A 26,414-nucleotide genomic window follows, 5' to 3' on the forward strand; every position below is an offset into this window, starting at 1 on the left:
GGGCCTCGATGATCCGCGACGGCCTGGCGATGCGCCACGGCAAGGAGCTGAGCTGGTCGCAGGTGGTGATGTCGGCCAACACCCCGATGCTGCTCAAGGCGGGGCTGGTCGAGGGCAACACCGAGGCCGGCGTGCTGGCGTCCGGCCAGGTGGCCGGCATCCTCGACGACTTGCCCTCGTGCGCCGAGCTGATCGAATCGATCGTTCACGACGCGATCGAACACCTGCGGGCGGCGTCTGCGCTGGTGGACGCTAGCCCCGCACGCCGAGGGTGAATCTGACGACGCGACACGCGGCCGTTGAACCGTCGCGTGTTTCACACTCGGCGTCGGCGGGCGGCGTGATCCCTGCGGGTCAAGGAGGCGCAGAGCAACCTGCGCCAGCCATTTAGCATATGCCTAACTCTCGCACGTATTAAGCTATAATCTTCATATGGCCACGCTGAAGGAATCACCTTCAATCCGCGCAACTGTGATCGGCGACGTGGTGGGATCCAGGCGCGCCGGCGACCGGCCCGGACTGCACCGACGCGTCGCCGCCGCCCTGCGCCAGGTCGCCGGCGGTGCGCTCGACCCACCCGCCTTCACCGTCGGCGACGAGTTTCAGGGCAGCTACCCCACCGTCGGTGCTGCCATAGACGCGGCCCTTACGGTGCGTCTACTGCTTGCGCCTGAGGTCGATGTCCGATTCGGTATCGGCTGGGGCACGGTCACCATCCTCGACGCCGACGCGCGAATCCAGGACGGGCCCGGCTGGTGGACGGCCCGAGACGCCATCCAGCAGACCGCGGAGGCTCAGCGCCAGCCCGGGTTCACGCTGGTGCGCACCACGTTCCGAGCGGACGGCGACACGCGCAGCGACGCGGCCGCGGTCAACGCGGCCCTGATTTGTCGGGACCATCTGCTTGGATCGCTCGATGAAAGATCGTTGCGGATTGTGAGGGGCTTGATGACAGGCCGAACCAAGAAAGAGCTCGCCGAGGCCGAGGGCATCAGCCCGTCGGCGGTGTCCCAGCGCGCGAGCCGAGATGGTTTGGATCTGATTGTCCTTGCCAGCCAATATCTTCGGAGTCTGCCGTGAGCGCCGTCGCGGTCTTTCTGGTGGCGCTTGGAGTCGCCGACCTGTGCCGGCGAGCGGCCCGCGCGGTATGGCCGCCGCTGGTAATCGGACCGGTCGTGGTGGTGGTGTGTGCGACGCTGGGTTCCCTGTGGCATGGCGGCGACATCGCGCTGATCGTGCTGACGGCCACTACGGCAGTCGTCTGGGAGTGGCTATGCCTGCGCAGCGAGCGCAGCGGCCGGCAGCAAGTGGCCCCGCTGGCCGTGTTCGGCGCCACGCTGGCGCTGCTGGCGGCGTTGTCCGGATGGTCCTCGACGGTCGGCGGCGTCATCTCGCGCTGGTCCGCCTGGGTACACCTGCCGCTCAATCACGTCACCCCCACCCGGCTGCTGATGATCGTGGGTGTGGTCCTGTTCCAGTTCGCCACCGCAAATCAGCTGGTGCGCCTCGTGCTTGGCTGCGTGGGCGCGGTGCGGCCGGCCGGCGAGCCGCAGCCGTCGGACCGGCTCAAGGGCGGCCGGCTGCTGGGACCGATGGAACGCCTGCTGATCCTGAGCCTTGGCGTCGGCGGCCAGGTGGCCGCGGCCAGCGCCGTCGTCGCCGCCAAGGGGATCATCCGCTTTCCCGAGTTGAGCGCCCAAAAGGGCCGCGATGGCGGGGTCGGCATAGACGAGGTGACCGAGTACTTCCTGGTCGGTAGCTTCGCGAGTTGGCTGCTGGCGCTCGGTGGCATCGGGCTGGTCCTGGCAACCCCGTAACCGCATCGCCGAGTGTGAACGATACGACGCGACGACGCGTCGTGGATTTCACACTCGGCGCGGCAAAAGGGTTAGAGGCGCTCGATGACCGTGACGTTGGCCGTGCCGCCACCCTCGCACATCGTCTGCAGACCGTAGCGGCCGCCGATGCGCTCGAGCTCGTTGAGCATGGTGGTGAACAGCTTGGCCCCGGTCGCGCCCAGGGGATGACCGAGGGCGATCGCACCGCCGTTGGGGTTGACCTTTTCCGGGTCCGCCTTGATCTCCTTGAGCCACGCCAGTACCACCGGCGCGAACGCCTCGTTGATCTCGACGGTGTCGATGTCTTCGATTGAGAGCCCGGTCTTTTCCAGCGCGTAGCGGGTGGCCGGAATGGGCCCGGTCAGCATGAACACCGGGTCGGCGGCGCGGGCGCTGATGTGGTGGATGCGGGCCCTGGGTTTCAGCCCGTGATCGTTGACGGCCCGCTCGGAAGCCAGCAGCACCGCACTTGCGCCGTCTGAGATCTGGCTGGCCATCGCCGCCGTCAGTCGGCCGCCCTCGACGAGTGTCTTCAGGCCTGCCATCTTCTCCAGCGACGACTCGCGCGGGCCCTCGTCGACCCGGAACGGCCCGGATTCGGTTTCCACCGTGATGATTTCGTTGTCGAAGTGTCCGCCACGGATGCCCGCGAACGCACGCTCGTGGCTGGTCAGCGCGTACTGCTCCATCTCTTCGCGCGACAGGTTCCACTTCTCGGCGATCAGCTCCGAGCCGCGGAACTGCGAGATCTCCTGATCGCCGTACCGGTGCAGCCACTGCTTGGATTCGCTTGTGGGCGAGCTGAATCCGAACTGCTCGCCGACGGTCATAGCCGACGAGATCGGGATCTGGCTCATGTTCTGCACGCCGCCGGCCACGATGAGGTCGGCCGTACCGGCCATGATCGCCTGCGCGCCAAAGGAAATCGCCTGCTGGCTGGAGCCGCACTGCCGGTCCACGGTGACGCCGGGAACCTCTTCGGGATAACCGGCGGCCAGCCACGAGAGCCGGGCGATGTTGCCCGCCTGCCCACCGATGGCGTCGACACAACCGGCGATCACATCGTCGACCGCGGCGGGATCGACGTCGACCCGGTCGAGCAGTCCGCGCCAGCCCAGGGCACCAAGGTCGACGGGATGAATCCCGGCCAGTGCGCCATTGCGCTTGCCGACCGCGGTACGCACAGCGTCGATGACATAGGCCTGAGAAAACGCAGCCATCTTTCAGACTCCTTCTTTGGTGATCCCACCAAGAACGATGGCGAGATATTGCTGACCCACCTGCTGTGCGGTGAGCGGTCCGCCGGGTTGATACCAGCGCACCGACACCCAGGTGGTGTCACGGATGAATCGGTAGACAAGGTCGACGTCGAGGTCGGGCCGGAAGTAGCCCTCGTCGACGCCCTGATTGAGCACCTCGACCCACATCTTGCGTTGTTGGCGGTTCATGTCCTCGATGTAGGAGAACCGGGGCTGCGACAGTAGCCGTTTGGCCTCGTCCTGATAGATGACGACCTGCGCGTGGCGATCCTCGATCGCCTCGAACGACGCCATGAACAGCCCCTTGAGCCGCTCCAACGGATTGGCCTCGCTGTCCACGATCTCGCGGTAGCGGACGAACAGCCAGTCCAGGAAACCGCGCAGCAGCTCGTCGACCATCTCCTCTTTGGAGGAGAAATGGTGGTACAGACTCCCGGACAGAATGCCCGCGCCGTCGGCGATGTCGCGCACGGTGGTGGCGCGCAGACCCCGCTCGGCGAACATGGTCGCGGCGAGTTCTAGCAACTCGTTCCGCCGGCTGTTCGCCTGACCGGTCACTCGGTCCATCCGACCAGGGTATCAACCAAGCGCTTGCTCGGCGAACGGACCCGGCGGCGGCGAGCATCCCGGTGGAAAGTCGAAATTCGCCCTGCCAACGTGGCAGCGCCCTCGCATTGCGGAATTGACCAATATGGGCGACCGATCGCCGACGCCAGGTGGACGCGACGCCAATTCCCACCGCTTAGTCGGGCACCGGTCGCTTCGGGAAGCGGTCGGTGAAACGGTAAGAGGCCAACCACGGTGGATTTTGCGGTCCTGATATTCACGGTGCGGGCTCGGCACCGATTCCCGAAGCGTCGATGGCCTGGAATGGCGTGGCTTTTCGAGTCCGGTTCGGCGGCGTCGTCGTTTCCGCGGTGACTTCGGGGGTCGAAGCGGCCTCATAAATCTGCAGGGTTTGCGTCGCTGTCAATTATCTCGCCAAGGGGTAAAGAGCCAGTCCAGGCGTCACGAACTAAAGGCTCCGGAGAGGATGCGAAGGTCGGCGGCCATCTCCCGCGCGGCGATGGCCTCCAGCCTGTGCTGGCCAACTTGTCACCACAACACCTGGTGGATCATGAAGTATCTGGACGAATTTTGCGAAATCCCCACGCACTCTCGTGCGTCGCCGTAATGTCCGGGAAGTTCTCGACTGCTCAACCAACGACGACTGAGACTTTCGGGAGGTCAACGGTCATGAGTTTCTTAGTGCTACCGCCAGAAATCAATTCCTTAAAAATGTTCATCGGGGCGGGTTCGGCGCCGATGCTTGACGCGGCGGCGGCCTGGGAAGGGCTGGCCTCCGAATTGGGATCGGCGGCATCATCGTTTTCGTCGGTGACCTCCGGACTGGCCGGTCAGTCGTGGCAGGGCCCGGCCTCTCAGGCGATGACGGCCGCGGCCGCCCCGTACGCGGGGTTTCTGAGCGCGGCGTCAAGCCAAGCTCAGGGGGCAGCCAGCCAGGCGCGGGCGGTGGCGAGCGCGTTTGAGGCTGCGCGCGCCGCGACGATCCATCCGTTAGCGGTGGCGGCTAACCGCAATGTGTTCGTTCAATTGGTTCAGTCGAACTTCTTGGGGTTCAATGCGCCGGCGATCATGGCAGCCGAATCCCAGTACGAGGAAATGTGGGCGGCGGATGTCTCGGCGATGGTGGGCTATCACGGGGGGGCCTCGGCGGCGGCCGCGTCGTTGATTCCCATCCCGGCCGGCCTTCAGCAGTTCCTGCAGACCCTGCCCAACTTCGGCATTGGCAACATCGGCAACGCCAACGTGGGCAACGGCAACAAAGGCAGCGGCAACGTTGGTAGCGGCAACACCGGCAGTTCCAACCTGGGTGGCGGGAACGCCGGCAACAACAACATCGGCAGCGGCAACCGCGGTAACGGCAACTTCGGCTCCGGAAACAGCGGCCTCGGAAACATCGGCTTGGGCAACACCGCCAGCAGCCTCACCACGGGCTACAACATGGGCATGGGCAACACCGGCAACAACAACACCGGGTTAGGCAACACCGGTAACGGAAACTGGGGCGGCGGAAACAAGGGGAATAGCAACATTGGATTCGGGCTCACCGGTAACAATTTGGTCGGTGTCGGGGGTGCAAATTACGACACGGCGACTGGCCAATTCCATTTTGACGGCCTCAACTCGGGCACCGGCAACATCGGCTTCGGGAACTCCGGCTCCAACAACATCGGCTTCTTCAACTCGGGCAGCGGCAACGTCGGCCTCTTCAGTTCGGGCATCAACCAGCTCAACCCCGGCAGCATCAACAGCCTGGGCATCGGGAATACGGGGACCGGCGGCATCGGCATCGGAAACTCGGGTCTTGGGAACTTCGGCATTGGGAACGGGGGCGAACTCAACACCGGATTCGGCAATTCGGGCGCTTTCAACACCGGTTATGGAAACGCTGGTTCGTTCAACACGGGCTTCGATAACTCGGGGAGCACCAATACCGGCAACGGGAACTCGGGCAGCGTAAACACGGGCTTCTGGAATTCGGGCAACGTGAACACCGGCTTTGGGGCCACCACCGACAGCGGCGCCACTAACTCGGGCTTCAACAACACAGGCACCGGGATCTCTGGCTTCAACAACACGGCCACCGGCGCGGGCGGGGCAGTCTCCGGCTTTGGAAACACGGCCAGCGGCGGCAACTTCGTAAACGGCGAGATGTCGGGCTTCTTCAACACCGGCGTCCCGAAGAGCGTGTTCCCTGGCGCGACCGCTAGCGGCCTGAGCTCTGGCTTGTTCAACACGGGCACCCTGATCTCGGGCCTCTTCAGCCTGGAGTCCGCTCTGTCCTGATGAGTTAGCCAGGCGGCTGAAGGGTCGTCCGGGCCGATTGCGAAGCGGTGGGCAGTGCCTAGGTCGGCGTTCGAGTGCTGCCCTAATACTGACAAGTCCCTGACACCGCGACAGACGCCACTCGTCGGCTAGTTGCGCTCCAACGGTCCGCGGCTTACCCGGGTTTTGGCAGCACCGTTCCGAGTGCCGCCGCTCCCGCGATTCAGGAGAACTACGCCGCTTTTCGAAAGCACCGGTCTCACGGGCCTGTTTAGCGTCGCTCGGGCGTTGCCGTGACCCTTCGACTCACGGGTGCTGACTGGATACCGAAATCACCTCGCCGGTCAGGTAACTCGAGTAGTCGCTCGCCAGAAACGCGATGGTGGCCGCAACTTCCCAGGGCTCGGCGGCACGGCCGAAGGCCTCACCGGCCGACAGTCGGTCGAGCAGGTCGGGCGATGTCGTCTTGTCGAGGAACTTGTGCCGGGCGATGCTCGGGGACACCGCGTTGATGCGGACGCCGTACTCGACGGCTTCCATTGCGCTGCACCGGGTTAACGCCATCACCCCGGCCTTGGCCGCGGCGTAGTGCGACTGCGAGTGCTGGGCGCGCCAGCCCAGCACGCTCGCGTTGTTGACGATCACGCCGCCGTGCGACGCCTCGCGGAAGTACCGCAGCGCCGCGCGGGTGGCCCGGAACACCGACGTCAGCGTGACATCCAGGACGCGGTCCCACTCGTCGTCGGTCATGTCGGCTACCGGCGTCTGCCCACCGAGTCCGGCGTTGTTGACCAGCACATCGATGCGCCCCAGGCGCGCGGTAGTCGAGTCGATCAGGGCGTCGACCTGGACGCTGGACGTCACGTCGCACACCACCTTCTCGACACGGCCCAGCCCCAGCGCGGACAGCTCGTCGGCGGTCTCCCCCAGCCGTCGCTCGTGGTGGTCGGAGACGACGACGTCGGCGCCCTCGGCCAGCGCCCGACGGGCGGTCGCCGACCCGATGCCGGTGCCTGCCGCCGCGGTGACGACGACCACCTTGCCTTCCAGAAGCCCATGTCCGGCAATCTCTTTCGGGGCTTCGGACAGACTCATCCTTTTACCTCTCGCGGTAAGCCGAGCACTCGCTCGGCGATGATGTTGCGCTGGATCTCGTTGGACCCGCCGTAGATCGTATCGGCGCGGGTAAACAGGAACAGGCGCTGCCATTCGTCGAGTTCCCCGTCGGACAACGTCAGCCCGGGCCTGCCGATCACGTCCATCGCCAGCTCGCCCAGATCGCGATGCCAGTTGGCCCACAACAACTTCGACACGTTGTCCTGGCCGGGCTGCTCGACGTCCATGGTGGCCAGGGCGTAGCTGCGCATGGCGCGCAGGCCGGTCCACGCCCGGGTCAGTCGCTCCCGGATGAAGGGGTCGTCGGCGGCGCCGTTGCGCTGCGCGAGCTCGGCCAGGTTGGAAAGCTCACGGGCGTAGCGGATTTGCTGCCCAAGTGTCGAGACTCCGCGCTCGAAGGTCAGCGTTCCCATCGCGACGCGCCAGCCGTCGCCGGGCTGGCCGACCACCAACGAAGCGTCGGTGCGCGCGTCGTCAAAGAACACCTCGTTGAATTCCGCGGTGCCGGTGATCTGAACGATCGGCCGGACCTGGACGCCCGGTTGGTCCAGCGGCACCAGCAGGTACGAGAGGCCGGCGTGCCGCTTGGAGCCCTTCTCGGTGCGCGCCACCACGAAGCACCACTGCGACAGGTGCGCGAGCGACGTCCACACCTTCTGGCCGTTGATGACCCATTGATCGCCGTCGAGTTCAGCGGTCGTCGAGACGTTGGCCAGGTCGCTGCCGGCGCCGGGTTCGGAATAGCCCTGGCACCACAGTTCCGTGACGTCGAGGATGCGCGGCAGGAAGCGCTGCTGTTGCTCTGGAGTTCCGAACGCGATCAGCGTCGGCCCCAGCAGCTCCTCGCCGAAGTGATTGACCTTGTCCGGCGCGTCCGCCCGGGCGTATTCCTCGTAGAACGCCACCCGGTGCGCGGTCGACAGCCCGCGGCCGCCGTGCTCGACCGGCCACCCCAGACACGTCAGCCCCGCGGCCGACAGATGCTGGTTCCATGCCCGGCGTTCTTCGAACGCCTCGTGCTCACGCCCGGGCCCGCCGAGGCCCCTGAGAGCTGCGAATTCGCCGACCAGATTGTCGGCGAGCCAACCGCGGACCTCGGCCCGGAACTCCTCGACGTCCTGCATGCCCTGTAGGCTAACCTACCAAGCACTTGCTTTGTTAGCGCGCCGTAGGAGATGCGTCGATGACCACCGATCCCCGCACCGTGCCCGCGGCGCTGGATCGTTTGGCGCGCCAGCTTCCCGACCACGCCGCGCTCATCACGGACGAGCGGTCCTTCACGTCCGCGGCCCTGCGCGACGACGTACACCGTGCGGCGACGGCGCTCATCGCGCTGGGCGTGCGGGCCGGAGACCGGGTGGCGATCTGGTCGCCGAACACCTGGCATTGGGTGGTGGCCTGCCTTGCGATTCACCACGCCGGGGCCGCGATGGTGCCGCTGAACACCCGATACACGGCCGCGGAAGCCGGCGACATCCTGGCCCGCGCACATGCGCCGGTGTTGTTCGCGATGGGCCGGTTTCTGGGCGCCGACCGGGTCGCCGGCCTGGACCGCGACGCCCTGCCGGCGCTGCGCCACATCGTGAGGGTGCCGATCGAGGCTGACGACGGCACCTGGGACGAGTTCATGGCCCAAGGCTCCGACCCCAATGGCCTAGCCGCGGTGGCCGAACGCGCCGCCGCCGTCGCGCCCGACGACGTCAGCGACATCCTGTTCACCTCCGGCACCACGGGACGCAGCAAAGGCGTGATGTGTGCGCACCGGCAGTCGCTGTCGGCCTCGGCGTCGTGGGCCGCCAACGGCAAAATCACCGGCGACGACCGCTACCTCTGCATCAACCCGTTCTTCCACAACTTCGGTTACAAGGCGGGCATCCTGGCCTGCCTGCAGACCGGCGCGACGCTGATCCCGCACCTGACCTTCGACCCGCCGCACGCGCTGCGGGCCATCGAGCAACACCGCATCACCGTGCTTCCGGGGCCGCCCACCATCTACCAGACGCTGCTGGACCATCCGGCGCGACGCGACCACGACCTGAGCTCGCTGCGGTTCGCGGTGACCGGGGCGGCCACGGTGCCGGTCGTGCTGGTCGAGCGCATGCAGTCCGAACTCGACATCGATATCGTGCTGACGGCCTACGGCCTGACCGAGGCCAACGGAATGGGAACCATGTGCCGCGCCGACGACGACGCGGTCACCGTCGCCACGACCTGCGGGCGTCCGTTCGCCGACTTCGAATTGCGGATTGACGGGGCGACTCCCGGCGAAGCGGGAGAGGTGCTGCTGCGGGGGCCCAACGTGATGCTCGGCTACCTCGACGACCCGGCGGCCACCGCCGCCGCCATCGACGCCGACGGCTGGCTGCACACCGGCGACATCGGCGCCGTCGACAAGGCGGGCAACCTGCGCATCACCGACCGGCTCAAGGACATGTACATCTGCGGCGGATTCAACGTCTACCCCGCCGAGGTCGAGCAGGTCTTGGCCCGGATGGAAGCGGTGGCCGACGCCGCGGTGATCGGGGTCCCCGACAAGCGGCTGGGCGAGGTCGGGCGCGCCTTCGTGGTGACCCGGCCCGGTTCTAACCTCGACGAGCAATCGGTGATCGCTTACACCCGTGAGCATTTGGCGAACTTCAAGGCACCGCGGTCGGTGCGGTTCGTCGACGAGTTGCCGCGCAATGCTGGCGGCAAGGTGGTCAAACCACAACTGCGAGAGTTGGCCTGAATTGGATCTGCAATTGGACGAAGAGACGCTGACCTTCCAAGCCGAGGTACGGGACTTCCTCGCGGCCAACGCCGGCTCGATCCCGACGAAGTCCTATGACAGCGCCGAAGGCTTTGCGCAGCACCGGCATTGGGATCGCGTGTTGTTCGACGCCGGCCTGTCGGTGATCACCTGGCCGAAGAAGTACGGGGGTCGCGACGCGCCGCTGCTGCATTGGGTGGTGTTCGAGGAGGAGTACTTTCGCGCCGGGGCGCCGGGGCGGGCCAGCGCCAACGGAACCTCGATGCTGGCGCCGACGCTGTTCGCGCACGGCAGTGAGGAGCAGCTCGACCGGATCCTGCCGAAAATGGCCAGCGGCGAACAGATCTGGGCGCAGGCCTGGTCGGAACCCGAATCCGGCAGCGATCTGGCATCGTTGCGGTCCACCGCCACCAGAACCGACGGCGGCTGGCTGCTCAACGGGCAGAAGATCTGGAGCTCGCGGGCGCCGTTCGCCGAGATGGGATTCGGGCTGTTCCGCTCCGACCCCGCAGCCGAGCGGCACAACGGCCTGACCTACCTCATGTTCGACCTGAAGGCGGAGGGCGTCACCGTGCGGCCCATCGTCCAACTCGGCGGCGACACCGGCTTCGGGGAGATCTTTCTCGACGACGTCTTCGTTCCCGACGAGGACGTGATCGGCACCCCGAACGACGGCTGGCGGGCGGCCATGAGCACGTCGAGCAACGAGCGCGGCATGTCGCTGCGCAGCCCGGCCCGCTTCCTTGCCGCGGCCGAGCGTTTGGTGCAGCTGTGGAAGGACCGCGGCAGCCCCCCGGGATTCGCCGACCGGGTCGCCGATGTGTGGATCAAGGCGCAGGCCTACCGCCTGCAGACCTTCGGCACGGTGAGCAGGCTGGCCGCCGGCGGTGAACTCGGCGCCGAATCGTCGGTGACCAAGGTGTTCTGGTCGGACCTCGACGTACAGCTGCACCAGACCGCGCTTGACATTCTGGCCGCCGACGGCGAGCTCGCCGGCCCCTGGACCGACGGGCTGCTGTTCGCGCTGGGCGGCCCAATCTACGCCGGCACCAACGAAATCCAGCGCAACATCATCTCGGAACGGCTGCTGGGTCTGCCCCGGGAAAAGAAGGGGTAGCAGCGACAGTGGACTTCGCATTGGACGAGCAGCAGCGCGACTTCGCGGCCAGCATCGACGCGGCGCTGGGCGCCGCGGACCTGCCGGGGGCGGTCGGCGCCTGGTCCGCGGGCGACAGCGCGCCCGGCCGGAAGGTGTGGGAGCAGCTGGCCAACCTGGGCGTCACCGCGCTGGCGGTGCCGGAGAAATTCGGCGGTATCGACGCCCATCCCGTCGACCTGGTGGTCGCGATGGAACGCCTCGGGCGCTGGTGCGTGCCCGGCCCCGTGGCCGAATCGATCGCCGTGGCACCGATTTTGCTCGGCGGCGACGAGCGCTGCGCGGGCCTGGCCGCCGGCGAGCTCATCGCGACCGTCGCGCTCCCGCCGCACGTGCCGCGCGCGGTCGACGCCGATGCGGCCGGGCTGGTGCTGCTGGCCACCGACGATCGCGTCACCGAAGCGCAGGCAGGCGAACGACACGAGTCCGTCGATCCCAGCCGCCACCTCTACGACGTCGCGCCGACCGGCAACACTTGGCAAGCGGATATCAAGCGCGCCTACGAGTTCGGGGTGCTGGCCACCGCGGCGCAGCTGGTCGGCGCCGCCGAGGCGCTGCTGAACGGCGCGGTCGACTACGCCAAGCAACGGAGCCAGTTCGGAAGGGTGATCGGCTCGTATCAGGCGATCAAGCACAAGCTGGCCGACGTGCACATCGCCATCGAGCTGGCCCGACCGCTCGTGTACGGGGCAGCGCTGGCCTTGGCTGATCACCCGAGCGCGGGCGCTCGGGACGTCAGCGCGGCAAAGGCGGCGGCATCCGAGGCGGCGCTGCTGGCGGCGCGCGCTTCGCTACAAACGCACGGCGCGATCGGGTTCACCCAGGAACACGACCTGTCGCTGTGGCTGCTACGCGTGCAGGCACTACGCTCGGCCTGGGGTGGCCCCGAGGCGCATCGGCTAAGAGTGCTGGAGGCGTTGTGAGTGAAGAACGGCAGATGCTGCGGGAGACCGTCGCGGCTTTGGTGGCCAAGCATGCGGACCCGGCGGCGGTGCGGGCCGCGACGGAGTCCGACCGCGGCTACGACGAGTCACTGTGGCAACTGCTGTGTGAGCAGGTCGGCGCCGCCGCGCTGGTGATCCCCGAGGAGCTGGGCGGCGCCGGTGGCGAATTGGCCGACGCCGCAGCCGTTCTGCAGGAGCTGGGCCGCGCGCTGGTGCCCTCTCCGCTGCTGGGCACCACGCTCGCGGAGCTGGCGTTGCTCGCGTCGCCCGCGCCGGACGCCGAGACACTGACCGAGCTTGCCGAGGGCAGTTCGATCGGCGCGCTGGTGCTCGACCCCGACTACGTGGTCAACGGCGACATCGCCGACGTCGTCGTCGCCACCGCGGACGGCCCAGGCGGCCAGTTGAGCAGGTGGACCCGCTTCAGCGCGCAGCCCGTCGCCACCATGGACCCCACCCGCCGCCTCGCCCGCGTGCGGCCTGAAGAGACCGAGACGATCGGCGCCGACCCGGGCATCGCGGGCACCGCGGCCATCCTGCTGGCGGCCGAGCAGATCGGCGCCGCCGAACGCTGCCTGGAACTGACCGTCGAATACACCAAGAACCGGGTGCAATTCGGCCGCCCGATCGGCAGCTTCCAGGCGCTCAAGCACCGGATGGCCGATCTGTATGTCACCGTCACCGCGGCGAAGGCCGTCGTGTCCGACGCGTGCGAGGAACCCACGCCCACCAACTCCGCCACCGCGCGCCTCGCCGCCACCGAGGCGCTGAAAACCGTCGCCGCCGAGGGGATTCAGCTGCATGGCGGCATCGCGATCACCTGGGAACACGATATGCACCTGTATTTCAAACGCGCGCACGGCAGCGCCCACCTGCTCGGTTCGCCGCGAGAGCTGCTGCGCCAGTTGGAATCCGAAGTCCTGCAAACGTGACCGACCACGTCGCACTGCGCGCCGGCATCCCGCCGTTCTATGTGATGGATGTCTGGCTGGCGGCCGCGGAGCGCCAGCGCAGCCACGGCGACCTGGTCAACCTGTCGGCGGGCCAGCCGAGCGTCGGCGCGCCCGAGCCGGTGCGCGCGGCCGCGGCCTCCGCGCTGCACCTCAACCAGCTGGGTTATACCGTCGCGCTGGGTATTCCGGAGCTGCGCGCCGCGATCGCGGCTGATTACCAACGCAAACACGGGATCGACGTCGAGGCGGACGCGGTCGTTGTGACCACGGGTTCCTCGGGCGGCTTCCTGCTCGCGTTCCTGGCGTGCTTCGACGTGGGAGATCGCGTCGCGCTGGCCAGCCCCGGTTACCCCTGCTATCGAAACATCCTGTCGGCGCTGGGATGTGAGGTGGTGGACATCGCCTGCGGGCCGGAGACCCGGTTTCAGCCCACCGCGCAGCTGCTCGCCGAGCTCGACCCGCCGGTAAAGGGCGTGATCGTCGCCAGCCCCGCAAATCCCACCGGGACGGTCATACCGCCGGCCGAGTTGGCCGCGATCGCATCGTGGTGCGAGGCCACCGGGGTGCGGCTGATCAGCGACGAGGTCTATCACGGACTGGTCTACGACGGGGCGCCGCAGACCAGCTCCGCCTGGCGGACATCGCGAGATGCGGTGGTAGTCAACAGCTTTTCGAAGTACTATGCGATGACGGGCTGGCGGCTCGGGTGGCTGCTGTTGCCCTCCGAGCTGCGCCGGGCGGTGGACTGCCTGACCGGCAACTTCACCATCTGCCCGCCGGTGCTGTCGCAGCTGGCCGCGGTGGCGGCGTTCACCCCGGAGGCCACCGCCGAAGCCGACGGCAACCTGCGGCATTACGCGATCAACCGCTCGCTGCTGCTCGACGGCCTGCGCCGAATCGGCGTCGATCGGCTGGCGCCCACCGACGGCGCGTTCTACGTGTACGCCGACGTCTCGGACTTCACCAACGACTCGCTCGGGTTCTGCTCAAAGTTGCTGGCCGACACCGGTGTTGCGATCGCGCCGGGAATCGACTTCGACATCGCGCGTGGCAATTCGTTCGTCCGGTTGTCGTTCGCCGGACCCACGCGCGACATCGAGGAGGCGCTGCGCCGGACCGGGCCCTGGTTGTCCGTCAGCGGTTGAATCGCCCGGCGAGGTAATCGGCCCGGCAGGCATTGCGGGCGAGTTTGCCGCTCGTCGTGCGGGGGATGGCCCCGGCGGCCGCGAGCCGCACATCGGCGACGCGGATCTGGTGGTGCCGCGAGATCGCTGCGCGCACGGCGTCGGCGATCTGGTCAGGATCGACACCCCTCGCGCCCGCGGCGCGCTCGGCTACGACCACCACCTGTTCGCCGGCCTGAGCACCCGAGCTGCCCGACGCGTGGAGCGCATCGGTGGGAACGGAAAACGCGGCGACATAGCCCGTCCGGACCGCACTTGAAGCTTCGCTGACCGTGGTTTCGATGTCGTGCGGGTAGTGGTTGCGGCCATCGATGATGATGAGGTCCTTGATCCGCCCGGTCAGGTACAGTTCGCCGTCGACGTACACGCCGAGATCGCCGGTGGCCAGCCAGCAGCCGTTGTCAGCAGCGCCGTCAGCATGGCTACCAACGTCGAGCCGAGACTGAAGCTTGTTGCCGAACACCCGTCGTGTCTCGTCCTCGCGGCCGAAGTATCCGCGACCGATGTTGTTGCCGTGCAACCAGATTTCCCCGACGGTACCGTCGGGCACCTCCGCGCCGTCCGGGTCGGCGATCACCGCCCACTGCTCGAGGATTGGCTGGCCGCACGACACATGGGCGACCGCACCCGGCGCCGTCGGCGCGACGACCACCGCGCGGCCGGCGCCGAGCTGCTCCCGGTCGAGGAAGATGGCGCTGGCCGCGGCATCCGAGGCGATGCTGGCGACCGACAGCGTCGCCTCCGCCATCCCGTAGGACGGCTTGACCACCGTGGCGGGCAGACAATACGGGGCGAACGCGTTTGTGAACTTTTCGATGGCCGACATGGTCACCGGCTCCGACCCGTTGAGCAGGCACACCACGTTGCTGAGATCGAGGGCTTCAGCTTCCGGCCCGGCCGGAACGCCCCGCTGGGCAGTCAACTCGAAGGCGAAGTTCGGCGCCGCCGCCATGGTCCGGCCGCGGGTCGCCGCAATACCCAATTGCTTGATCCATCGGTAGGGCCGACGGAGGAACGCCATGGGGTCCATCAGCGTGACGTGTGCCCCGAAAAACGCCGTGAACACGATCATCATCAATCCCATGTCGTGGTACAGGGGCAGCCAGCTCACGCATTGGACGTCCGTGTTCAGCCCGCCGTGCAGGATCATCTGCATCGCATTGGTGTAGACGGCGCGGTGGGTGATCTCCACCCCGGCCGGCGTGCGCGTCGAGCCCGACGTGTACTGCAGATAGGCGAGATCGTCGGTATCGCGGACGACGTCGGTAAAGGTCGCGCCGAGCGTTGCGGGCACCGCGTCCACCGCGATCATCCGCGGCCGCTCGCGCGGGGCCAAAGTCCGGATAAACGTCCGAACCGATTCGGCCGCCGCGGTCGTGGTCAAGACCGCCGCGGGCCGGCCGTCGGCCAGCACCGCCGCCAACCGCTCGCCGTGCCCCGACAACGTCGGCGCAAAGAGCGGAATCGCGACGTTGCCTGCGTGGATGGCAGCGAAAAAACCCGCTACATAGTCCAGGCCCTGTGGCGCCAGAATCGCAACCCGATCACCGGGCTTGGTGACCTGCTGCAAACGGGCTCCGATCGCGCAAACGCGCGACCACAGCTCATTCCAGCTGAGCTCGACGATCCGCCCATCTTGGTCCTGCGAGTAGTCGATGAAGCGGTACGCCGGGCTGTCACCGAACAGCTCGCGGTTGCGATCGAAATTCGACGTCAACGTCGCGCCCTCGGGCACGACAATCCTGCCGCCAGGGGCAGCGTTAGCGTCTACACTGCCCGAGCCGGCCCCCATGACATTGCTCACCCCGTAATCCGGACACACGTTGGGACAGGTTAATAGACCTTCTTATTATATGCCGCATTTGAGGGGGTATGGCGGTCATCACGTCGGATATCGGGCCCGCGGCGAACCACACGGCGAATTCGCTTTACGCGTCGAGGACCTTGTCGAGACGGGCCTCGAGCGCACCGCGGTCGCCCAGATCGGCCACGTTGATGCCGAACCGGTCGGCGAGGGTGTCGACGACGGCGGCCGCGTCGGCCAGCCGGATTTTCTCGCTGCCGTCGGCGCCGTGGATCGTGAGGTTGCGCCCGGCCAGGTTCAAACGGGCATCGTCGGCGACCCGCGCGGCCATCAGGCTGGTCACGAAGTGCGACGACGGGTGGGTGGAAACGAACCAGCTGCCGACCTCCAGGTCGACGGCCGGTGCGGTCCGCGTGGCGAACTCGTAGAGCGGCACCCACTCGCCGCGGATCAGGGCCTGCAGCACCAGCCCGTCGCCGCGGTCCTCGAGTCGGTACGGCTCGAGCGTGGTCTGTTGGACGCTGCCGGTCTCGATCCGGATCGGAGAGGGTGGTGTCTGCCCGCCGAAGCCGACGTCGACGAGATATGACCCCTGGGAGCCGGGGAACGTCACCGCCAACACGGTGTGGGTCTGCGCCGGGAACGGCGCGTCGGGCGGCAGCATCCAGATCACCCGACCGGCCAGTCGCCGCACCCGAAAGCCGAGTTCCGACAGCACGTAACCCATCAGCCCGTTCTGCTCGTAGCAATAGCCGCCCCGGCGCCGGTGAACCAGCTTGTCGGTCAGCGCGTCTGGACCGAGGTCGTCGACGGGTGTTCCCATCAGCGGATCGAGGTTCTCGAACGGGACCGTGCGCGTGTGAGCGCTCACCAGGCCCTGGAGCGCGTCGAGCGTCGGCTCAGCGACGCCGCGAAAGTTGATGCGGTCGAAATACCCGTTCAGATCCAGCGTCATATCGCCATTCTGGCCCGAGTCGCCCGGATGGCTCATGCCCGGATCGTGGTGGCCGGTGGCGAGGAACCGACGATGGTGCTGAACGTGGTCGAGATGTACGAGATCGCCGACGGAAAGTGGAGCACGTTGGCCCCCATGCCGACGCCGCGTCACGCCGAGGTGGTGGCGACGGTCGGCAACACCGTCTACTGCATCGGGGGCGCGGATCGGCCGACCCACGAGGGTCACATTGCGACGGTAGAGGCGCTAGATTTCAAATAGAGTCGGTTGCATGCTAAAACGCCCGATTGTTTTTTATCTGTAAAATATGGGGACCCGGTACGGACGGGCAGCAGCATCACCACCTGAACCGACGGAGCACCCATGAGTACGAGCACTGTTTGGATTGTGATCGCCGCCGTTGTGGCGGTCCTCGTGATTGCCGCGGTGATCGTCGCGGCCAACGCCGCGACGCATCGACGCCGCCGGCGGCAGGCCGAGGAGATTCGCGAACAGGCCAAGGTCGCGACGACCAGGGCCGAACGGCGACAAGCACTTGCCGATGAGACGGCCGCCAAGGCGCGTGCGGCGCAGGCCGAGGCCGAAGCCAAGGCCGCCGAAGCCGCCAGGCTGCAGGATCGCGCGGCCACCCATCAGAGCGAAGCGGCGACCTCGCGTGAGCAACTCGAGGACCAGTGGAAGCGCGCCGACAGGATCGACCCGAAGGCCCCGAACGACACCCGTGCGACGCCCGCCGACAGTCACCAGGAAGCGCTCGGCGACACGTCAACCGAACCGGCGACCGACGCGGAGTCGGCGCGGCATCACCGCGCATCCAGCTGAACCCGGGCCGGCCGGCCAGACCCCGGTGGCCCGCCCCCTCAGCGGGCCACCGGGCGCGCCCTCTACACGAGCTGTAAAGCGTCTTCGCGACACTGGCGCGCGACCTGCTGTTCGCGCGCGTACAGCATGCCGTAGCTGAAGCCGTTCTCCCCCACCGTCGTTCCCGCGGTCAGTGCCATCCGCCGAAGCGCGTCGCTGGCGACGACGGTGTCCTGGTGGTCACCGAGCAAGCTTTGAATTTGCTTGTAGTGCTTGAAGGTTCGCTTGGCTCGCTTATCCAAGGGCGCGCGCAGCTCGGCGGCGTAACGGGCGCGCTTGGCGGCCTTGCGCGCGCGATGCAGTATCGTGGCCTCTCCAGCTTCAGGACCGGATTCGAGCGCCGCGGCGAGCCGCCGATCCGCCTTGCGTTCCGCACGGCGGGCCGCCTTGCGCAGCGTCCTGGTGGAGATCCGTTGGCCGACGGGCGGTTCGGCGCGCCAACCGCGCAGCGCGGCCATCAACGTCCGGTAGCGGTCGGAGTCCATCGCCTCGGTCAGCCGGCCGCGGGCGGGAAGCTCAATCGACTGCAGCTCGTTGCGGATCCGCGACCGGACCGGGCCCAGGATCAGCTCGTCGGGCATCCCGTCCAGCGCCTTGGTGAGCCGGCGCCACTGAACCTGGCAATCGCGGACGTCGCCGAGGAGCGCCGCAAACCACTTCAATTCGCCGTCCGCATCGCCGAGCTTGGCACCGTCCAGCGCTTTGGCGAATATGCGCAGGGTGCTCCGCAATCGGCGGATCGCGACCCGCGTGTCGTGAATGGGCTCTTGGTCCTGTTCGCGGCGCAGTTCCGAGTCGCCGATTTCGATCTCGTCGATCTGAGCGTTTAGGTAGTCCTTCACCGCTCGTGTGGCTGATGAGCACATACCAGGACGCATTCCCGGAAGCCCGCGGCCCCCAAACATTGGCTTGTCGGTGCTCGAGCCCCTAGAGCCAGGTGTCCTGTGTCGTCGTGGTGAGGAACGCTTCCAGGTCGTCGCGCCACTGGGCCGGCGTCGTCTTGTCTGGTTCGATGCCGGTGTAGTCACCGCGGTAGAACAGCAGCGGCCGCGGCTTGATCTTCGGAGCTTCCGACAGCGATTGGACCCCACCGAACACCACGAAGTGGTCCCCACCCTCGTGCACGGACGCCACCGTGCAATCGATGTAGGCCAGCGACCGGTCGATGATCGGCGAACCCAATTCCGAAAGGTGCCAGTCGATCCCGGCGAACTTGTCGGGCTCCTTCGACCCGAACCGGGCCGACAGATCCTTCTGCTTTTCAGTCAGCAAGTTGACGCAGAACCGCCCGCTGGCCTCGATAGCCTTCCAGGATCGCGACACCTTGGTGGGGCAGAACAGCACCAGCGGCGGATCCAGCGACAACGCCGCGAAAGACTGGCAGGCGAAGCCGATGGGCACCTCTTCGTGCACGGTGGTGATGATGGTGATCCCGGTGCAGAACTGACCCAGCACCTGCCGGAAGGCCCGCGGATCGATCGGCGCCGACATGGCTAGCCGCGCATGCCCACAGTGAAGTCGTGGCCCCACAGGCTTACCGCGGTGCTTTCCCGGGCGATCCAATCGTGGTCGTCGACCTTCCTGCCCTCGCACCCGAATTCGACATCGAAGCCGCTGGGTGTCTTCATGTAGAACGACAGCATCAGGTCGTTGACATGACGGCCCAGGGTGGCCGACATCGGCACCTTGCGGCGCAACGCCCGGTCGAGGCACAGGCCCACGTCGTCGGCCTCTTCGACCTCGACCATCAGGTGCACGATCCCGCTCGGCGTCGGCAGCGGCAGGAAAGCCAGGCTGTGGTGGCGGGGATTGCAGCCGAAGAAGCGCAGCCACGCCGGCGCCCCTTCGGCCGGCCGCCCGACCACCTGTGGCGGCATCCGCATCGAATCGCGCAGCCTGAAGCCCAGCACGTCCCGGTAGAAGTGCAGCGCCTCGGCGTCGTCGTGAGTGGTCAGCACCACGTGGCCCAGGCCCTGTTCGCCCGTGACGAACTTGTGCCCGTACGGGCTGACCACCCGGCGGTGCTCCAGGGCTGCACCATGGAAGACGGCCAGCGGGTTGCCCGACGGGTCGGAGAATCGGATCATCTCGTCCACCCGGCGATCCGCCAGCTCGGCTGCGGTGGCCTCCTTGTACGGGGTTCCCTCCACGTCGAGCCGGTTACGGATCTCTTGCAGGCCTTCGGCGTTCGCGCATTCCCAGCCGGCCTCCGAGAGCCGGTCGTGCTCACCGGGCACGATGACCAGCCGCGCGGGGAAATCGTCCATCCGCAGATATAGCGCACCGTCGGTGCTGCCCTTGCCCTCGACCATGCCGAGCACCTTCAGGCCATACTCGCGCCAGGCCGCCATGTCGGTGGCCTCGATGCGCAGATAGCCCATGGACCGGATACTCATCGCGCGCCTCCCAGGAAATCAACGGTCAGCTTGTTGAACTCGTCGAACTTCTCCACCTGCGCCCAGTGCCCACATTGCCCGAAAACGTGCAACTGCGCACGCGGGATGGTCTTCAGCGCCACCAGCGCGCCGTCCAGCGGGTTGACCCGGTCCTCACGCCCCCAGATCAGCAGCACCGGCTGGCGCAGCTTGTACACCTCGCGCCACATCATGCCGACCTCAAAGTCGGCCCCCGCGAACGACATTCCCATCGCCCGGGTCGCCGTCAGCGATTCCGGCGTGCTGGCCAACGCGAAACGCTGATCCACCAACTCGGGGGTGATCAGGTTCTTGTCGTAGACCATCACACGCAGGAAGGCTTCGAGGTTCTCCCGGGTGGGCGCCATGGAGAACGCCGACAGCCGCTTGACGCCCTCGGTCGGGTCGGGCGAGAACAAGTTGACGCTCAGCCCGCCCGGACCCATCAACACCAGTCGCCCGGCCCGGTCGGGGTAGTCGAGGGCGAACCGCACCGCCGTGCCCCCGCCCAACGAATTGCCCACGAGCGGAACGCGTCCCAGGCCCAGCTGGTCGAAGACCCCCTTGAGCGCCCGGGCGGCGTAGCGGTTGAACTGCCCGTGTTCCGCGCGTTTGTCGGAGTGCCCGTACCCGGGCTGATCGACGGCCAGCACGTGGAAATGCTCCGCCAGCACCGCGATGTTGCGTGAGAAGTTCGTCCAGCTCGACGCGCCCGGACCACCGCCGTGCAGCAGCACCACGGTTTGGTCGTTGCCGACCCCCGCCTCGTGGTAGTGCAGCTTCAGCGGTCCGTCAACATCGACTTCAACGAAGCGCGAGGTCGACTCGAACGTCAACTCCCCCGTTGTGGCCGTCATCGGCTAGACCATGGTGTCGCCGGGCGGCAACCCGAACTCGTGGTTCCCGAAGATCATGTAGGCGCGCTCGGGGTCGTTGGCGGCGTGCACCCGCCCGGCGTGCGCGTCGCGCCAGAACCGTTGCACCGGCTGGTCATTGGCCAACGCGGTGGCGCCGGATGCCTCGAACAGCCGGTCGATCGAGGCGATCGACCGACCCGTGGCGCGCACCTGGTCGCGGCGGGCGCGGGCGCGCAGCTCGAACGGGATCTCCTTGCCGGCGGCCAACAACGCGTACTCGTCGCCGACGTTTCCGATCAGCTGCCGCCACGCCGCGTCGATGTCGCTGGCCGCCTCGGCGATGCGGATCTTGGCGAAGGGGTCATCCTTGGCCTTCTCGCCGGCGAACGCCGCCCGCACCCGCTTGCCCTGGTGCTCGACGTGCGCGTCGTACGCACCGTAGGCCATGCCGACGATCGGTGCCGAGATGGTGGTGGGATGCATTGTGCCCCAAGGCATCCTGTAGACAGGGGCGGTGTTGGTCTGGTATCCCCCGGCAGTGCCGTCGTTCATCGCCTTGTAGGACAGGAACCGGTGCCGGGGCACGAAGACATCCTTGACCACCAGCGTGTTGCTGCCGGTCCCCCGCAGGCCGACGACGTGCCAGACGTCGTCGATGCGGTACTCGCTGCGCGGGATGAGGAAGCTGCCGAAGTCCACCGGCCGGCCGTCCTTGATGACCGGGCCGCCCACGAACGTCCACGAGGCGTGGTCGCAGCCCGACGACCAGTTCCACGAGCCGTTGACCAGGTACCCGCCGTCGGTCACGACTCCAGCGCCCATCGGGGCGTACGACGACGAGATCCGCGTCTTGGTGTCCTCGCCCCAGACCTCCTCCTGGGCCTGCTGGTCGAACAGCGCCAGGTGCCAGTTGTGCACGCCGATGATCGAGCTCACCCAGCCGGTCGAACCGCACGCGCTCGCCAGTCGGCGGACGGCCTCGTAGAACAGCGTGGGATCGCACTGCAGCCCACGCCACTGCTCGGGCTGCAACAGGGTGAAGAAACCGATGTCCTCGAGCTCCTGGACCGTCTCGTCGGGCAGCCGGCGCAGGTCCTCCGTCGCCTGAGCGCGCTTCCGAATCTGCGGCAGCAGATCATCGATGGCAGTTAGCACCGATTGCGCGTCACGCTGTTGAATGGACGTCACTTGGTTTGCCTCCCCGGCCAGACCTAGACAGTGGACTTACACAGAAGACTAGAACACGTTCCGATTCGTGTCGAGCAGGGTATTCCTGCGGCTGGTAGCGGTATAGATCGGTTTTTCTGTAACATGTTCTAGTTGTGCGGAAAAAGGAAGGACGGGTCTTGACGGAAGCGATTCCCGACGAGCCGCTGGGCGATCACGTCCTTGAACTGCAGATCGCCGAGGTCGTCGCCGAGACCGACGAGGCGCGGTCGCTGGTGTTCGCGGTGCCGGACGAGGAGGGGGACCCGGACATCCCGGCGGGGCGGCTCCGGTATGCGCCCGGGCAGTTCCTGACGCTGCGCGTCCCCAGCGACCGCACCGGCTCGGTGGCCCGCTGCTATTCGTTGTGCAGCTCGCCGTACACCGACGACGCGCTCACCGTCACGGTGAAGCGGACGGCGGAGGGATACGCGTCCAATTGGTTGTGCGACCACGCGAAGGCGGGCATGCGCATCCACGTGCTGGCGCCATCGGGCAACTTCGTGCCCAAGACCCTCGACGACGACTTCCTGCTGCTGGCCGCCGGCAGCGGGATCACCCCGATCATGTCGATCTGCAAGTCGGCGCTGGCCGAGGGCAGCGGGCAGGTGACGCTGGTCTACGCCAACCGCGACGAGCGCTCGGTGATCTTCTCCGACGCGCTGCGCGAGCTGTCCGCCAAGTATCCCGACCGGCTTACGGTGCTGCACTGGCTGGAATCGCTGCAGGGACTGCCCAGCGCGACCGCGCTCGCGACGCTGGCCGCCCCCTACACTGATCGGCCCGTATTCATCTGCGGGCCAGGCCCTTTCATGGACGCGGCGCGGGAGGCGCTGGAGGGTCTGAAAGTGCCCGCCGCGCAGGTCCATATCGAGGTGTTCAAGTCGCTGGAGTCGGATCCGTTCGCGGCGGTCAAAGTGGAAGACACCGCCGAAGGCGATCAACCCCCGGCAACCGCGGTCGTGCAGCTGGACGGCGAAACCCACACGGTGTCGTGGCCGCGCAACGCCAAGCTGCTTGACGTCCTGCTCGCCAAAGGCCTCGACGCGCCCTTCTCCTGCCGGGAGGGCCACTGCGGCGCGTGCGCCTGCACCTTGCGCGGCGGCAAGGTGAATATGGAGGTCAACGACGTGCTGGAGCAGCAGGATCTCGACGAAGGCCTGATTTTGGCCTGTCAATCTCGCCCGGAATCTGATTCGGTAGAAGTCACCTACGACGAGTAGTCGGGTAGCGAACCGGGAAGGGGAGCGGCGATGATGCGGCTGATATCGGCGTTTGCAGTCGTCGGTGGCATGTTGACGATCCTGCCCAGCCCGGTCTCGTCCGCGGCGAGGAACAGCGCCACCACCCTGTTCCCGCTGGACGGCCCCAACCAGCTGGAGACACACATCAGCCTCGATTGCTACAAATCAGACGGCCACTGCGATTTCACGGCCGGGGCCGACACGCGCACGCCCGACGGTGTCACCGGATTCCCGCCCGGCCTGTGGGCGCGTCAGACCAGCGAGATCCGCTCGACGAACCGGTTGGCCTACCTCGACGCGCATGCGGCCGGCCAATACGAACGCGTCCACAAGGCCATGGGGAACGACGAAGTCACCACCGTGTACTTCGGCGAAGGACCGCCGGACAAGTACCAGACGACGGGCCGCATCGACTCGACCGACTGGCAGACGGGCCAGCCCAAGACCGACATCAGCGTCATCGTCTGCACCCACATCCAGGTGGTCTATCCCGGGGTCAACATCACCTCGCCCAGCACCTGCGCGCAGACGACGTTCTCCTAAGTTCTCCTAGCCCGAGCCTGTAAATCTGCAGACAAAGTCCGAGTAAGGGCCTGCGGAATTACAGGCTCGACGAAACAGTTACCCGGCCAGCGCAACTATGGCTGCCCACTCGGGTCGCCAACCTCTGGCGAGCAGCGCCCGCCCGACGCGCTCCACGACATCCTCGGGCTTGTCCTCGGCGATCACACGAACAATTACCCAGCCCAATTCCGCGAGCTTTCGCAGTCGCCACTGGTCCTTTACGTACTGACGCCGATCGCTGCGGTGGTGGTCGCCGTCGTACTCGACAGCCACGCCGAACTCCGGCCAGCCCATGTCGAGCATGGCCAGGGCGCGGTAGCCCTCGACCACCGGTATCTGGGTGGTCGGGGAAGGCAGGCCCGCGTCGACGAGTAGGAGCCGCAGCCAGGTCTCCTTCGGCGAGGAGGCGCCGCCGTCGACAAGGCGCAATACAGACCGCAGCCGTCGTACCCCGCGGGCAGCGGGGTATCGCTCGGCAAGCAGCAGCACATCCTCGGTCGAAAACGGCGTCGCCCGCATCAACGCGTCGAGGCGCGCGACCGCCTGCCCGCGCGGGAGATACCGGCCCATGTCATAGGCCGTTCGCACGGGAGTGGTGACCGGCAACCCTGCTACGCGGCGGGCTTCGTCGTCGGCTTGTAACTGCTCGCGCGCGACTATTCCCCGCGGTGGCCGCGTATTCGACCAGACCAACTCGATGGGAATATCGGCGTCAACCCACCGAGCGCCGTGCAACGCCGACGCCGCGACACCCGCCACGATTCCCCCGCGCCGCGACCACAACCACGCGCCTTCAGTCCTGTCCCGCAACGAAAGTTGTTGACCCTTCGCGGCATACACGCCCGGGTAGATCGGCTCATACCAACGTTGCAGTTCGTGCCGCGTCACAACTCCCCGCGCGACGGCTTCGCTACCGATCAACACTCCTGCCATGGGCCGAATAGTGGACCAGGGCAACGACAACTCACCGAGGCTGTAAACCTGCAGGCAAAGTGCGAGTAAGGGCCTGCAAAATTACAGGCTCGGCGAAGTGGAGTGACCCGCTAACGAGGTAACCCCAGCAGCCGCTCCGCGGCGACGGTGAGCAGGATCTGTTCGGTGCCGCCGGCGATGGTGAGGCAGCGGGTGTTGAGGAAGTCGAACACCGCCCGATTGTCGACCAGGCCCCCGCCCTCGGACACGTCCATCATGAATTCGGCCAGCGCCTGCCGGTAGCGCACACCGATCAGCTTGCGCACGCTGGACTGCGCGCCGGGGTCCTGGCCGCCCACGGCGAGCTGGGCGATGCGCTGGTCCAGCAGCGCGCCCGTCTGGGCGATCGCTATCAGCCGTCCGAGCCGGTCTTGCTGGGCGGCGTCGAGGTCCATCTCCGCCAGCATCTTGAGCAGCTCTTCCATTGGGTTGCCCAGCGCGGTGCCGGAGGCCATCGCGATCCGCTCGTTGGCCAGCGTGGTCCGGGCCAGCCGCCAGCCGTCGTTCACCGTGCCGACCACCATCTCGTCTGGGACCAACACGTTGTCCAGGAAGACCTCGTTGAACAGCGAGTCGCCGGTGATCTCGCGCAGCGGCCGGATCTCGATGCCTGGCGATTTCATGTCCACCAGGAAGTAGGTGATGCCCTTGTGTTTCGGGGCGTCGGGGTCGGTGCGCGCCAGGCACACGCCCCACCGCGCCTTGTGCGCGGCGGACGTCCACACCTTCTGCCCGGTGAGCAGCCAGCCGCCGGCTGGATCTTCGGAGCGCACCGCTTTAGTCCGCAGCGACGCCAGGTCGGACCCGGCCCCCGGCTCGGAAAACAGCTGGCACCAAAGGAATTCGCCGCGCAAGGTGGCCGGGACGAAGCGCTCGATCTGCTCCGGCGTGCCGTGCTCGAGGATCGTCGGCGCCGCCCACCAACCGATCACCAAGTCGGGGCGCACTACCCCGGCCGCCGACATTTCCTGGTCGATCAGCAGCTGCTCGGCCGGCGAGGCGCCGCGCCCGTACGGTGTCGGCCAGTGCGGCGCCAGCAGCCCCGCCTCGGCCAGGGCCACCTGGCGCTTGTCCTCGGGCAGCGCGGCGACGTCGGCGACGGCCGCGGCGATCTCGGGCCGCAGGCCCTCCACCTCGGAGAGGTCGATACCGAGCCGGCGCCGCACCCCCGCCTGCGTGAGCGCGGTGATGCGGCGCAACCAGCGCTCGGCGCCGCCGAGCGACCGCCCGATGGCATGCGCCCGGCGCAGGTACAGATGCGCGTCGTGCTCCCACGTGCAGCCGATGCCGCCGAGCACCTGAATGCAATCCCTGACATTCGCCTTCGCGGCGGCGATGCCGATGCTCGCGGCCAGCGCCGCCGCAATCGAGAACTGGGCTTGATCGGGCTCCGCCGCGGCCCGGGCGGCGTCGGCGGCGGCCACCTCGGCCTGCACGGCGCGGCACAGCAACACCGCGCACAGCTGCGTGACGGCCTGGAAGCTGCCGATCGGCTTGACGAACAGCTCG

Annotated in this window: 25 protein-coding genes and 1 pseudogene; 13 read left to right on the forward strand and 13 right to left on the reverse strand. The window is 67.2% G+C overall.

Annotation, left to right across the window (positions count from 1 at the left end; translation table 11 throughout):
• From JWP83_RS18820 to JWP83_RS18830, 3 genes are all read left to right on the forward strand, one after another.
• Positions 1 to 275 (forward strand): nitronate monooxygenase (locus JWP83_RS18820; protein WP_297732894.1); only part of this gene is annotated, 275 nt, incomplete at its 5' end.
• A gap of 157 nt (positions 276 to 432) precedes the next feature.
• Positions 433 to 1,080, forward strand: a complete 648-nt coding sequence (locus JWP83_RS18825; protein ID WP_297732897.1) for a SatD family protein — start codon at positions 433 to 435, stop codon at positions 1,078 to 1,080.
• Positions 1,077 to 1,817: a hypothetical protein gene (locus JWP83_RS18830; protein WP_297732900.1), complete on the forward strand. Its 741-nt coding sequence runs from the start codon at positions 1,077 to 1,079 to the stop codon at positions 1,815 to 1,817. The genes JWP83_RS18825 and JWP83_RS18830 overlap by 4 nt, the downstream gene beginning before the upstream one ends.
• Positions 1,818 to 1,888: 71 nt before the next feature.
• On the opposite strand, the gene fadA6 is transcribed toward JWP83_RS18830, so the two are convergent.
• Together fadA6 and kstR2 are read right to left on the reverse strand one after the other, a co-directional pair.
• The gene (fadA6, locus tag JWP83_RS18835) at positions 1,889 to 3,058 is read right to left on the reverse strand and encodes a steroid 3-ketoacyl-CoA thiolase FadA6 (protein WP_297732903.1); all 1,170 of its coding nucleotides are present in this window, start codon (positions 3,056 to 3,058) and stop codon (positions 1,889 to 1,891) included.
• Positions 3,059 to 3,061: 3 nt separating this feature from the next.
• Complete coding sequence (kstR2, locus tag JWP83_RS18840) at positions 3,062 to 3,664, reverse strand: TetR family transcriptional regulator KstR2 (protein WP_297732906.1); 603 nt, start codon at positions 3,662 to 3,664, stop codon at positions 3,062 to 3,064.
• Positions 3,665 to 4,270: 606 nt separating this feature from the next.
• On the opposite strand from kstR2, the gene JWP83_RS18845 reads away from it, so the two are divergent.
• On the forward strand, positions 4,271 to 5,947 hold the full coding sequence (locus tag JWP83_RS18845) for a PPE family protein (RefSeq protein ID WP_297732910.1): 1,677 nt from the start codon (positions 4,271 to 4,273) through the stop codon (positions 5,945 to 5,947).
• A gap of 285 nt (positions 5,948 to 6,232) precedes the next feature.
• Here JWP83_RS18845 and ipdF read toward each other — a convergent pair whose 3' ends face one another.
• Together ipdF and ipdE1 are read right to left on the reverse strand one after the other, a co-directional pair.
• Positions 6,233 to 7,021, reverse strand: coding sequence for a (5R,7aS)-5-hydroxy-7a-methyl-1-oxo-2,3,5,6,7,7a-hexahydro-1H-indene-carboxyl-CoA reductase (ipdF, locus tag JWP83_RS18850; protein WP_297732913.1), 789 nt, complete (start codon positions 7,019 to 7,021; stop codon positions 6,233 to 6,235).
• Positions 7,018 to 8,166, reverse strand: a complete 1,149-nt coding sequence (ipdE1, locus tag JWP83_RS18855) for an acyl-CoA dehydrogenase IpdE1 (RefSeq protein ID WP_297732917.1) — start codon at positions 8,164 to 8,166, stop codon at positions 7,018 to 7,020. The genes ipdF and ipdE1 overlap by 4 nt, the downstream gene beginning before the upstream one ends.
• A 59-nt stretch (positions 8,167 to 8,225) precedes the next feature.
• On the opposite strand from ipdE1, the gene fadD3 reads away from it, so the two are divergent.
• From fadD3 to JWP83_RS18880, 5 genes are read left to right on the forward strand one after another with little or no spacing between them, the layout of a single operon-like run.
• The gene (gene fadD3 / locus JWP83_RS18860; RefSeq protein WP_297732920.1) at positions 8,226 to 9,770 is read left to right on the forward strand and encodes a 3-((3aS,4S,7aS)-7a-methyl-1,5-dioxo-octahydro-1H-inden-4-yl)propanoate--CoA ligase FadD3; all 1,545 of its coding nucleotides are present in this window, start codon (positions 8,226 to 8,228) and stop codon (positions 9,768 to 9,770) included.
• A gap of 1 nt (position 9,771) precedes the next feature.
• Positions 9,772 to 10,908, forward strand: a complete 1,137-nt coding sequence (locus tag JWP83_RS18865) for an acyl-CoA dehydrogenase family protein (RefSeq protein WP_297732923.1) — start codon at positions 9,772 to 9,774, stop codon at positions 10,906 to 10,908.
• Positions 10,909 to 10,916: 8 nt separating this feature from the next.
• Positions 10,917 to 11,870, forward strand: coding sequence for an acyl-CoA dehydrogenase family protein (locus tag JWP83_RS18870; protein ID WP_297732926.1), 954 nt, complete (start codon positions 10,917 to 10,919; stop codon positions 11,868 to 11,870).
• Positions 11,867 to 12,823 (forward strand): acyl-CoA dehydrogenase family protein, encoded by a 957-nt coding sequence (locus tag JWP83_RS18875; protein ID WP_297732929.1) that lies wholly within the window; start codon positions 11,867 to 11,869, stop codon positions 12,821 to 12,823. The genes JWP83_RS18870 and JWP83_RS18875 overlap by 4 nt, the downstream gene beginning before the upstream one ends.
• Positions 12,820 to 13,989 (forward strand): pyridoxal phosphate-dependent aminotransferase, encoded by a 1,170-nt coding sequence (locus tag JWP83_RS18880; RefSeq protein ID WP_297732932.1) that lies wholly within the window; start codon positions 12,820 to 12,822, stop codon positions 13,987 to 13,989. Before JWP83_RS18875 ends, JWP83_RS18880 begins: the two co-directional genes overlap by 4 nt.
• On the opposite strand, the gene JWP83_RS18885 is transcribed toward JWP83_RS18880, so the two are convergent.
• Together JWP83_RS18885 and JWP83_RS18890 are read right to left on the reverse strand one after the other, a co-directional pair.
• Positions 13,979 to 15,820: a fatty acyl-AMP ligase gene (locus tag JWP83_RS18885; protein WP_297732967.1), complete on the reverse strand. Its 1,842-nt coding sequence runs from the start codon at positions 15,818 to 15,820 to the stop codon at positions 13,979 to 13,981. The two genes, JWP83_RS18880 and JWP83_RS18885, sit on opposite strands and share 11 nt — an antisense overlap.
• 136 nt (positions 15,821 to 15,956) lie before the next feature.
• Positions 15,957 to 16,787 carry an arylamine N-acetyltransferase gene (locus JWP83_RS18890; protein WP_297732935.1) on the reverse strand — a complete coding sequence of 277 codons (831 nt, stop codon included), beginning with the start codon at positions 16,785 to 16,787 and terminating at the stop codon, positions 15,957 to 15,959.
• Between the two features lie 39 nt (positions 16,788 to 16,826).
• Between JWP83_RS18890 and JWP83_RS18895 the strand changes: the two are divergent.
• Positions 16,827 to 17,048, forward strand: a pseudogene (locus JWP83_RS18895) (kelch repeat-containing protein); the annotation flags it as partial.
• 126 nt (positions 17,049 to 17,174) lie between these two features.
• Positions 17,175 to 17,609 (forward strand): hypothetical protein, encoded by a 435-nt coding sequence (locus JWP83_RS18900; RefSeq protein ID WP_297732938.1) that lies wholly within the window; start codon positions 17,175 to 17,177, stop codon positions 17,607 to 17,609.
• A gap of 62 nt (positions 17,610 to 17,671) precedes the next feature.
• Here the strand turns inward: JWP83_RS18900 and JWP83_RS18905 are convergent, their stop codons facing one another.
• The 5 genes from JWP83_RS18905 to hsaA all read right to left on the reverse strand — a co-directional run bounded on the left by JWP83_RS18905 (position 17,672) and on the right by hsaA (position 22,107).
• Positions 17,672 to 18,490, reverse strand: a complete 819-nt coding sequence (locus tag JWP83_RS18905; protein ID WP_297732941.1) for a CHAD domain-containing protein — start codon at positions 18,488 to 18,490, stop codon at positions 17,672 to 17,674.
• A gap of 85 nt (positions 18,491 to 18,575) precedes the next feature.
• Entirely contained in the window at positions 18,576 to 19,139 is a 564-nt protein-coding gene (hsaB, locus tag JWP83_RS18910) for a 3-hydroxy-9,10-secoandrosta-1,3,5(10)-triene-9,17-dione monooxygenase reductase subunit (protein ID WP_297732944.1), read from the reverse strand.
• Between the two features lie 2 nt (positions 19,140 to 19,141).
• On the reverse strand, positions 19,142 to 20,044 hold the full coding sequence (hsaC, locus tag JWP83_RS18915; protein WP_297732947.1) for an iron-dependent extradiol dioxygenase HsaC: 903 nt from the start codon (positions 20,042 to 20,044) through the stop codon (positions 19,142 to 19,144).
• Complete coding sequence (hsaD, locus tag JWP83_RS18920) at positions 20,041 to 20,919, reverse strand: 4,5:9,10-diseco-3-hydroxy-5,9,17-trioxoandrosta-1(10),2-diene-4-oate hydrolase (protein WP_297732950.1); 879 nt, start codon at positions 20,917 to 20,919, stop codon at positions 20,041 to 20,043. The genes hsaC and hsaD overlap by 4 nt, the downstream gene beginning before the upstream one ends.
• A 3-nt stretch (positions 20,920 to 20,922) precedes the next feature.
• Entirely contained in the window at positions 20,923 to 22,107 is a 1,185-nt protein-coding gene (gene hsaA / locus JWP83_RS18925) for a 3-hydroxy-9,10-secoandrosta-1,3,5(10)-triene-9,17-dione monooxygenase oxygenase subunit (RefSeq protein WP_297732952.1), read from the reverse strand.
• A gap of 158 nt (positions 22,108 to 22,265) precedes the next feature.
• Between hsaA and JWP83_RS18930 the strand changes: the two genes are divergently transcribed.
• Together JWP83_RS18930 and JWP83_RS18935 are read left to right on the forward strand one after the other, a co-directional pair.
• Entirely contained in the window at positions 22,266 to 23,348 is a 1,083-nt protein-coding gene (locus tag JWP83_RS18930; protein ID WP_297732955.1) for a ferredoxin--NADP reductase, read from the forward strand.
• 30 nt (positions 23,349 to 23,378) lie between these two features.
• Positions 23,379 to 23,912: a hypothetical protein gene (locus JWP83_RS18935; RefSeq protein ID WP_297732958.1), complete on the forward strand. Its 534-nt coding sequence runs from the start codon at positions 23,379 to 23,381 to the stop codon at positions 23,910 to 23,912.
• Positions 23,913 to 23,990: 78 nt separating this feature from the next.
• On the opposite strand, the gene JWP83_RS18940 is transcribed toward JWP83_RS18935, so the two are convergent.
• Both JWP83_RS18940 and JWP83_RS18945 read right to left on the reverse strand, forming a co-directional pair.
• Positions 23,991 to 24,866: a hypothetical protein gene (locus JWP83_RS18940; protein ID WP_297732961.1), complete on the reverse strand. Its 876-nt coding sequence runs from the start codon at positions 24,864 to 24,866 to the stop codon at positions 23,991 to 23,993.
• Between the two features lie 110 nt (positions 24,867 to 24,976).
• Positions 24,977 to 26,414, reverse strand: a 1,438-nt coding sequence (locus JWP83_RS18945; RefSeq protein WP_297732964.1) for an acyl-CoA dehydrogenase family protein, incomplete at its 5' end; no start/stop codon positions are given.

This window comes from Mycobacterium sp. (assembly GCF_025965855.1).
Classification (GTDB): domain Bacteria; phylum Actinomycetota; class Actinomycetes; order Mycobacteriales; family Mycobacteriaceae; genus Mycobacterium.